We start from the raw sequence: 8,080 nt of genomic DNA, 5'->3' as shown, positions 1-8,080 counted from the left end.
CGGCAATCTCTTCTTCAGGTTCAGCCATCACCGGAACGCCTGCACCTTTTTTGTTGGTTTGAATATCACGTATTTTTGCCAGCTGCTTATCTATTTTGTGGGCCAGAGAGTCCAGTGCAGCAAACAGGTTTTCATCACTGGCTTTTGCAAACAGGTCTTTGCCAGTAGCGTGTACGGTGGCCTCAACAACCTCTTCTTTACCATTACTCTTTTCGATAGTGACCTGGGCGCTGGTGATAACATTGTAGCGTCTTTGACTCTCCTCTAACCAGGCTTCAATTTTTTCTCGTAATGCAGGAGAAACTTTGTCATTTCTATTTGTGATATTGATATTCATGATGTAACCCTTACTGCAAACTATACTTGATGTCACACTTACAGAATGCTCTTTTCAGATTATATTGCAAGCGATTTTGTCATAAAAAAATAACCATTTTGTGTGAGTGGATTATGGCCTGTTCAGACGTGTATAAATGGCTTATCTTCAGAGAGTTAGTATCCCTGTGTGACGATTAGTTCCTGAGTCTGGATGATCGTTTCATGAATGGATTGATAAATCTTTTTACTGCGGGATAGCAGCGAATATCCTTTGACCCCTGGCGATAATTATCACAGTATCGCTGAGAGGTGGCAGGGCCTATTCAGTGAAACACGAGTAAGCAGAGCAATGTTTAAGTGGAACAGTGGCAATGACTCATGAGAGTAACAAGATATCGACTTCGGTGCTGGCTAAAAAGCTGGGAAAGAGCAGTCGGCAGATGTTTACCGAGCTGGAAGCGCTGGGCTGGATTCGTCGCGAACAGGATCAGTGGTTTCTTACCGGTAAAGGCGAGTTCGAGCAGGGGAGTTATCGGGATAGTGATCGTTATGGGCGTTATATTGTCTGGCCAGAGAGTGTTGCAGAGCACCGAGCTCTGACGAATGCCGAAGACCGGTACACGGGTGCTAAAGGGCTTGGTTTAAAAACCGGACTTGCGGCCCCCCGAATCAATCAACTGCTGGCAGAACTGGGCTGGATAAAACCCTGGTTAAAAGGGTGGCGGCTGACGGAGGCCGGTGTTTCTCAGGGCGGCATTCAGAAAGAGGATTCTCATACCGCTATTCCCTATGTGTCATGGCCAAAAACATTGACCGACAACCTTCTGTTCAAACGCACCCTGAAACAGTTTAATCTGCACCTTGCAGAGGTGGAGCACCGCAGTGGCTGTCGTGCCATGGATGGTCATCTGCTGCGCTCAGAGGCAGAGGTGAAGATCGACAACTGGTTGTACCTTGCGGGTATTATCCACGCCTGCGACAGAAGTTTACCGGTGAATGACTCCGCCCAGGCCGATTTTTATCTGCCACAGATTCATCTCTTTATTGAGTTTTGGGGGAGTGAGAACGACCCTTCCTACCTGGCCAGCAAGATGCATAAGAAAACGCTTTATGAGGCGAATAGTCTTGATGTTATAGAGCTGCAGGAGGGCGACTTGAAAGATCTGGACGAGGTGCTTCCCCGTCACTTGAGGCGCTTTGGTCTGGAGTGCTGAGTTGAGTGGTGCTCAGGGCGATATTCCCTAAGGTACAGCCATCCCTCGTTGAACAAACTCAATGTTCGCCATCCGCTCCATCCAGTCTTTTACATGGGGAAACATTTCCAGTTCGATGCCTTGCCACTCATAACGACAGGCCCAGGGATAGATGGCAAAGTCGGCAATACTGAGATCGGCAGCAACAATAAAGGCATGCCCATCAAGCTGTTTGTTCAGAACACCCCAGAGACGTTGGCTCTCTTTGCTATAGCGATTAATAGCATAGGGGATGTTTTCATCAGCAAAACGGTTGAAATGATGTGCCTGACCGAGCATGGGGCCAAAACCACCCATCTGCCACATTAGCCATTGCAGACACTCCAGTCTCTTTATCGGGTCTGTCGGGATAAAATTCCCGGTTTTTTCCGCCAGGTAGAGCAGAATTGCACCACTTTCGAATAGCTGGATCGTTTGGTCGTCAGGGCCTTCATCATCGGTAATGGCTGGAATTCTATTGTTGGGGCTAATAGCCAGGAAGTCCGGTTTAAACTGATCCCCTGCCTGGATGTTTATCGGATGCACCCTGTATGGAAGAGCCGTTGCTTCGAGCATAATGGATACTTTGCGGCCGTTGGGTGTTCCCCATGTATACAGATCGATCATGTACGACTCCTGTCATTATTGATGGGCGAAGTGATTATAGATCGCTATCAGTTCATCCGGATTAAACGTGACAACAATAAGCTCTTGTCCCGGGGTAATCATATCGGGGTTTTGTCCGAGAAGCCCTTTATGGTAGTTGTATACGTAGGTATCTTTCACTTTTTTATCCAGAATTGCCCCCAGAAATGAGCTGGTGCTATTGGGTAGTCGCTCATCGGCCTGCTGCGGGATATCTGCACTGATCAGTTGGGTTTTCAGCTGTATACCCTTGGCAAACGTATCGATCAGACCGCTCTGAATAATTCCCCACAGACCCTGTGTGTCAGAGTCACTCACGCCATGAATGTAGAATAGGGTACCAGCGGGATTGTCAGGGTTATTGAGCAGTTCTTTCAGTCTGACCTGATCGGCCATCGGTAGCTGGCTGGCAGGTACCGCCTTGTGCTGTGGATGAACAGAGTCGCCTATCTTTTCCAGATTAATGCCGTAGGTGATAGCATTGCCATTACTATCGTTTACCGCTTCGGTTGCTGCTATTGCGGTCGCCAGATCCGTCGGGAGTTTGAGCAACTGCTCCTGAGTGACGAAGTTGTTGGCCTTACCTATCTCGATGGCCTGTTCCGGTGCTGCGGTTAAATTATCGATATGGCGCTGCGCTTGTGCCGTATCAATCTGCCGCTGGGCTGCCATTTTTGACAGCTCATCCTGTTTAACTACCGGGGAATCCTGCGTTTGCTCTGGCTGAGCCCGGTTAAGATAGAGATAACCCGCAACACCGGCAGCAGCCAGTATGACTAAAATCAGAAAGTTCCGCATTTTTCCCCCGTTTGAAAGTATGGCCAGACGTTTGCCGTTATTAACAAAGAGTGGTTTATTTTCATAAGGTTCAGACTAAATCAGATTGTTGCCATATAAAAGTTAAATTGTGTATTAGCAGCAGAGGATATAACCACATAACCACTCAGCGTAGCGGGCGCTTCTCTTCTATAATGGGGTGTGTTTGCAGTACTTAACGGAGTTTGTTTATGACTGAGCAGATTGAAGAGATCCTGCAGTTTTGGTTTGGAACGCTGAAACAGGGTTTTCCGGTAACTAACCGGAAATCCCTTTGGTGGTTTGGTGATGAGGCGATGGATCGACAACTCGGGGAGCTGTTTGGTCATCAGGTGCGACAGGCACTGTGGGGGCAGTTAGATGACTGGGCTGGCCAGCCGCGTGGGCGGCTGGCGCTGATTATCCTGCTTGATCAGTTCACCCGGAGTATTTACCGGGGGTCAGCGGATGCGTTTTCTGGCGATGTCCGGGCAGAACAACTGTGTCGGGAAGGTATTGAGATTGGCCATGATACCGCTTTGGAGGGGAGCGAAAAGTTGTTTTTTTATATGCCTCTGGAGCACGCTGAAGATCTTCGCGCACAAAATCTCTGCATCGCTCAGATAGAGGGGATGCTGTGTGCCACACCCCGGGAACTCAGGCACCATATCGATAATGCACTGGATTTTGCCCATGAGCACCGTAATCTGATTGTTCGCTTCGGCCGGTTTCCCTATCGTAATAAGATTCTTGGACGCTCATCGACCCCGGAAGAGTTAGCGTATCTGAACCAGCCTCATAAACGTTATGGGCAGTAGATATTTGCATCAATTAACAAAAAAGTATTTACTAAACAGAAACATGGGTGTCATTAAAGGAATGTGAAGGTGATAGATACCAGACAGACTGTAATCCGCGGACGGATTCAGACCATTGTCACTCTGGTGATTTCAATTTTGGTTTTTGCAGCCCTATTTATCGGCATCCGTTCCTATGAAGAGCGGGTTGCTGTTCAGGCTATCCGACTGGCGATTGAGCACAGAGTTGATAATGTCGACTATGAAATGGCCGGCAAGGCTAAAGATATTGATACCCTCTGGGCTGTGTATGGCCCACAGAAGGAGCTGACCGAGCAGGAGTTTTACCGGCTGGCGGATCCTATTGTTGCCAGTCATCATACCTATCTACCGCTGTTTATCGCGTTGATGGGAGGCGGTTTGACTTTTGTGATGCTCGGCATGGGCGTTGGTATGGCGGTGCGTGCCCGGCAGCTGCATAAAGTGCTTGAATATAAAGAGCTGGAGCTGCAACAGAGCCAGGAAAAACTTGCTTCGGTGACCGTAACGGATGAGCTAACCGGGCTGGCCAACGGGCGGCACTTCAATCAGGTGTTGTCGACTGAATGTCGCCGGGCAGTCCGCGAGTTTAGTCCCCTGACACTGATGTTGATTGAAATTGATAAGGTTGATGCAGAGCAGTTACCGGACAATTTTGTGGATCAGCAGGTCGGTCTGGTTGCTGAGGTACTCAAAGGTGCTATTTCCCGTCCGGGGGATATGGCTGCCCGGGTAAGTGGTTCACGCTTTGCGATGGTATTGCCAGCCACCAATGAGCAGTCACCGGTGTTAGCGGATCGGCTCTGCCGTGATCTGCATGATATCGAGGTCGCCGGGCACCCGTTGAGTGTTAGCATTGGTACCAGTACTTTGCAGCCCTCGGCGCTGCTGACCGCAGAAAATATTCTGCAGCAAACTGAGGCAGCACTGAGCGAGGCGCAGCAAAACGGAGGGGGGCTGGTCAGAGCCAGAACAGAGGACCCCCGTGATATTCCGGTAACCTTTAGTAATTAGTGTCTTTTGATTAAGCCTGCAATTTGCAGGCTTTTTTTGCCGCAGAGATCTGCCCTGGTCGCTAAGTGGCAGAGATATGTCAACCCTGCTGGCAGCCTTTAGCCGCTCAGTGAACTGAGGTGATTATTAAACGCTACCAGCCATGCCTGATAGCGTTCTGCCAGTGAGGGATTGGCCTCAGGAGTAAAGGTTGTTTCCGGCAGCATGTTACGCACACTGTTGGGGAGTGTCTGCCAGGCGGCGCCGAGAGCGGTAATGTCGCTTTGCGCATAACGCAGTACTGGCAAACCGCTCAGATCCGCCAGGCCCTGGCAAAGTGAATTGAAGCGGTTTATCCCCCCGGCAATGATGATCTGCCTGGCTGGCGGCAGTGAAGACATCGCTTTGATATTACGACAGATCAGAAAAATAATACTCTCCATGACGGCGACCATTCGGGCTTTGGGGTCATCAGAGTCGTTTATCCAGCAGGAACGATCCAGCGGTTGCCAGTAGGGTGAACCGACGCCACCGACCATATTCATAAACAGTGGTGGGTCAGTATGTTGATCTGCCCAATGATCGATATTACGTGTTTCTGGCCGACAGATATCAAAGCCCCACTCCAGTGCGTTTTCGACACCGTTAATTGTGGCTTCAGCACTGTAAAGCGGTTGTTTTGCTGAAAGAATCAGTTGATGCAGAATCCGCTCCTGCGGGTGCAGTCCCCGCTCAGTCAGCACCCGGTTCATAAAGCCACCGTTTCCCAGGTTGATAAACAGGTTATCCTGGGAGGGCTCGCCAAATGCAAATAATGCGCTGGCCTGGTCACCGCTAACGAAGTTCAGGGGCAGCTTAAAGCCTGGTAGTTTCAGGGTGCCAAAATTGAATTTACTGGGCCGGACTTTCGGCAGCAGAGAGTCTGGCAACTGAAACAGATCCAGTAGTTCTGGGTGCCAGTCCCGGTCTTTGATGGAGTAGAGCAGGGTTCTGGCAGCTGTTACGCCATCGATCAGATTAGGTTGTTCATCGAGCAACTGCTTGATTAGCCAGGCCGCGATAGGACCACCGCGAACCCGGTGTTTAGCGGTATTAAACGCCATATGTTCCATACACCAGCGTAATTTCGACGCAGGCAGGTGGGCATTGGGGTAGAGTCCGGTCAGTTGGCGAATCATGCTTGCCAGGGGCATCAGTTCATCGATGTAATGAAAGCCCCGCCGGTCCTGCCCGCTGATCAATGGCGTCAGTGGCTGGCCGTTATCCGCATCCCAGCAGAGTACACTGGAACGCTGTGTAATCAGGGCGGCGGTTCTCAGGTTCGAGCGGTCTTCACGTTTCAGGTTGCTAATCGCTTCGAGCGCAGCCCGTTTCAACGAAATGAGTACATCCTGAGGCCGTTGTTCAACGCGATTGGGCGGGGTGTACTGCGTTTTTACCTGCACTTTTCCCCGACTCAGGCAGTTGCCGAAACGGTCAAAAACCATTGCCTGGCTGCTATTGCTGCCCTGATCGATTACAAGGCATAAGTCTGAGCGCACCGGTTATCCCCGCGCCTTTAATGGCCAGTCTTCGCTTATCATTATGCTGATCTCGCCTCCATACAGTTTTATCCCTATTTCCTTATACCCTGACACAGGTAGCGTGTAAAATTCAATCCTGATGAAATTTAAGGCAGAACAGTGAGCAGCATACACCGGGTTAGTGAAATTATTGAGACTTTGTTGCGTATTGCTCACCATCGGGGGCACCGCCAACTGGTGGTGCTCAGTGGTGAGCGGGAGTGGTGTCAGCAACAAATTGCCAGTCTGGTTGATCTGCAAGCACGGGTATTCTGGATTGGTGAGGCGAGTGTTGGGCTTAAGCCGCCGATGTCAGTCAAGCCGGTGAGCGCTAAACAGACTCATCAACTGCTGGGTCAGGAAAGTGATTCTATCGTCTTTGATTGCTGGAGTGGCTTTAATCCGAATGGTTTTGGTCAGGTTGTCGGAACCCTGGTCGCCGGAGGTCTGTTTGTCCTGGTTACGCCTCCGCTATCTGCGTGGCAGGCGTTTAATGACCCTGAGTATGCGTATATTGCTGTAGAGCCTTTTCATACTGAGGATGTTGGCCGACGCTTTATTCGCCACCTGCAGCGCATTATTGCTACTGATGGTGATCTGCTCCACTTTGCTGAGAATCAACCCTGTCCAGACCTTTCAGAGTTTGCTCATCAGTTTCAGGATTCCCATGATAAGGCAGAGCTTGCTACGCTTGCGCTACCTTTCAGAACAGCAGATCAGCAACAGGTGGTTAACCACTGTCTTGATAGCATGCAGCAACCGCGGGTGGTTCGGGTGCTTACCGCTGACCGGGGGCGGGGCAAAAGTGCCGCGCTGGGCATTCTGGCTGGGCAGTTGATGAAGAGTGGTTTGCCGCTGCAGGAGAGAGCAGGAAAACCCAGTGAGCGTTATCGCGGCAAGATTGAGATTATCCTTACAGCGCCTTCCCGGGGAGCTGTGCAGGCGGTTATCTCAATGCTGGAATCCTTACTGCCCTCAGACCGGCTGCTGTGTGCCAGGGATCATTGGCTGCTGGGGCACTGTCGGTTGCGCTTTATGCTGCCGGATCAGCTGTTACAGCAGCGGCCTGAAGCTGATCTGTTACTTGTTGATGAAGCTGCAGCGATACCGGCGCCGGTATTGTTAAGTTTGCTGGATTATCCGCGGGTGATCTTTGCCTCTACACTGCATGGCTATGAAGGAACCGGACAGGGGTTTGCCGTACGTTTTATGCCCTATCTTGACCGTCAGGTGCCTCAGCGACAGCTGTTGCGTATGCAGCAACCGGTGCGCTGGGCTGAGGGTGATCCTTTGGAGCGTTTTAGCTACCGGGCTTTATTGCTTGATGCTGAACCAGCGGATCTGGGGACGGAGCGGCATGAATCTCTGCAGGTAACTTATCAAAAGCTGGATCGTGATCAACTGGTAGCTGACACGGGTATGCTGAAACAACTATTTGGCCTTCTGATTCTTGCTCATTACCGGACAACGCCGGGGGATCTGCGTATTCTTCTGGACAGCCCCAATATTGAGGTGTGGGCCGGGTTTATCGGCCAGGAGGGCGCTACGCAGTTGGTGGCGACAGCCCTGCTGGCGTATGAGGGACCGATTAACAGAGATCTGGCCGATGCGATAATGGATGGCACCCGGCGGCCGAAAGGTCAGTTGATTCCTCAGACTCTGCTGGCCCATTGTCATATCCCGGAAGCGGCAGAGTGCC

8 protein-coding genes are annotated in these 8,080 nt (G+C 50.8%); 4 read left to right on the top strand and 4 right to left on the bottom strand.

Annotation, left to right across the window (positions count from 1 at the left end):
- A partial coding sequence (gene hpf, locus ACQY8X_RS20260; RefSeq protein ID WP_428036943.1) for a ribosome hibernation-promoting factor, HPF/YfiA family occupies positions 1-337 on the bottom strand: 337 nt, incomplete at its 3' end.
- A 352-nt stretch (positions 338-689) separates the two neighbouring features.
- Between hpf and ACQY8X_RS20255 the strand changes: the two genes are divergently transcribed.
- Positions 690-1,532, top strand: a complete 843-nt coding sequence (locus ACQY8X_RS20255) for a hypothetical protein (protein ID WP_428036942.1) — start codon at positions 690-692, stop codon at positions 1,530-1,532.
- A 27-nt stretch (positions 1,533-1,559) separates the two neighbouring features.
- Here ACQY8X_RS20255 and ACQY8X_RS20250 read toward each other — a convergent pair whose 3' ends face one another.
- Together ACQY8X_RS20250 and ACQY8X_RS20245 are read right to left on the bottom strand one after the other, a co-directional pair.
- On the bottom strand, positions 1,560-2,177 hold the full coding sequence (locus ACQY8X_RS20250; protein ID WP_428036941.1) for a glutathione S-transferase N-terminal domain-containing protein: 618 nt from the start codon (positions 2,175-2,177) through the stop codon (positions 1,560-1,562).
- A 15-nt stretch (positions 2,178-2,192) separates the two neighbouring features.
- A complete protein-coding gene (locus tag ACQY8X_RS20245) occupies positions 2,193-2,993 on the bottom strand; it encodes a hypothetical protein (RefSeq protein ID WP_428036940.1) in 801 nt (266 codons plus the stop codon).
- A gap of 209 nt (positions 2,994-3,202) precedes the next feature.
- On the opposite strand from ACQY8X_RS20245, the gene ACQY8X_RS20240 reads away from it, so the two are divergent.
- Together ACQY8X_RS20240 and ACQY8X_RS20235 are read left to right on the top strand one after the other, a co-directional pair.
- Entirely contained in the window at positions 3,203-3,808 is a 606-nt protein-coding gene (locus tag ACQY8X_RS20240) for a DUF924 family protein (protein ID WP_428036939.1), read from the top strand.
- Positions 3,809-3,877: 69 nt separating this feature from the next.
- Positions 3,878-4,840, top strand: a complete 963-nt coding sequence (locus tag ACQY8X_RS20235; RefSeq protein ID WP_428036938.1) for a GGDEF domain-containing protein — start codon at positions 3,878-3,880, stop codon at positions 4,838-4,840.
- Positions 4,841-4,938: 98 nt separating this feature from the next.
- Here the strand turns inward: ACQY8X_RS20235 and ACQY8X_RS20230 are convergent, their stop codons facing one another.
- Positions 4,939-6,360: an FGGY family carbohydrate kinase gene (locus ACQY8X_RS20230; protein ID WP_428036937.1), complete on the bottom strand. Its 1,422-nt coding sequence runs from the start codon at positions 6,358-6,360 to the stop codon at positions 4,939-4,941.
- Positions 6,361-6,501: 141 nt separating this feature from the next.
- Here ACQY8X_RS20230 and ACQY8X_RS20225 point away from each other — a divergent pair.
- Positions 6,502-8,080: GNAT family N-acetyltransferase (locus ACQY8X_RS20225; protein ID WP_428036936.1), on the top strand; the 1,579-nt coding region annotated here is incomplete at its 3' end.

It is taken from the genome of Amphritea sp. (genome assembly GCF_050300915.1).
Classification (GTDB): Bacteria; Pseudomonadota; Gammaproteobacteria; order Pseudomonadales; family Balneatricaceae; genus Amphritea.
This window is presented reverse-complemented; position numbering and strand designations above follow the sequence as displayed.

Excerpts from the sequence above, each read along its gene's own strand:
- ACQY8X_RS20245 (WP_428036940.1), bottom strand. The coding sequence starts at position 2,993 with ATGCGGAACTTTCTGATTTTAGTCATACTGGCTGCTGCCGGTGTTGCG.
- ACQY8X_RS20240 (WP_428036939.1), top strand. The coding sequence starts at position 3,203 with ATGACTGAGCAGATTGAAGAGATCCTGCAGTTTTGGTTTGGAACGCTG.
- ACQY8X_RS20255 (WP_428036942.1), top strand. The coding sequence starts at position 690 with ATGACTCATGAGAGTAACAAGATATCGACTTCGGTGCTGGCTAAAAAG.
- ACQY8X_RS20250 (WP_428036941.1), bottom strand. The coding sequence starts at position 2,177 with ATGATCGATCTGTATACATGGGGAACACCCAACGGCCGCAAAGTATCC.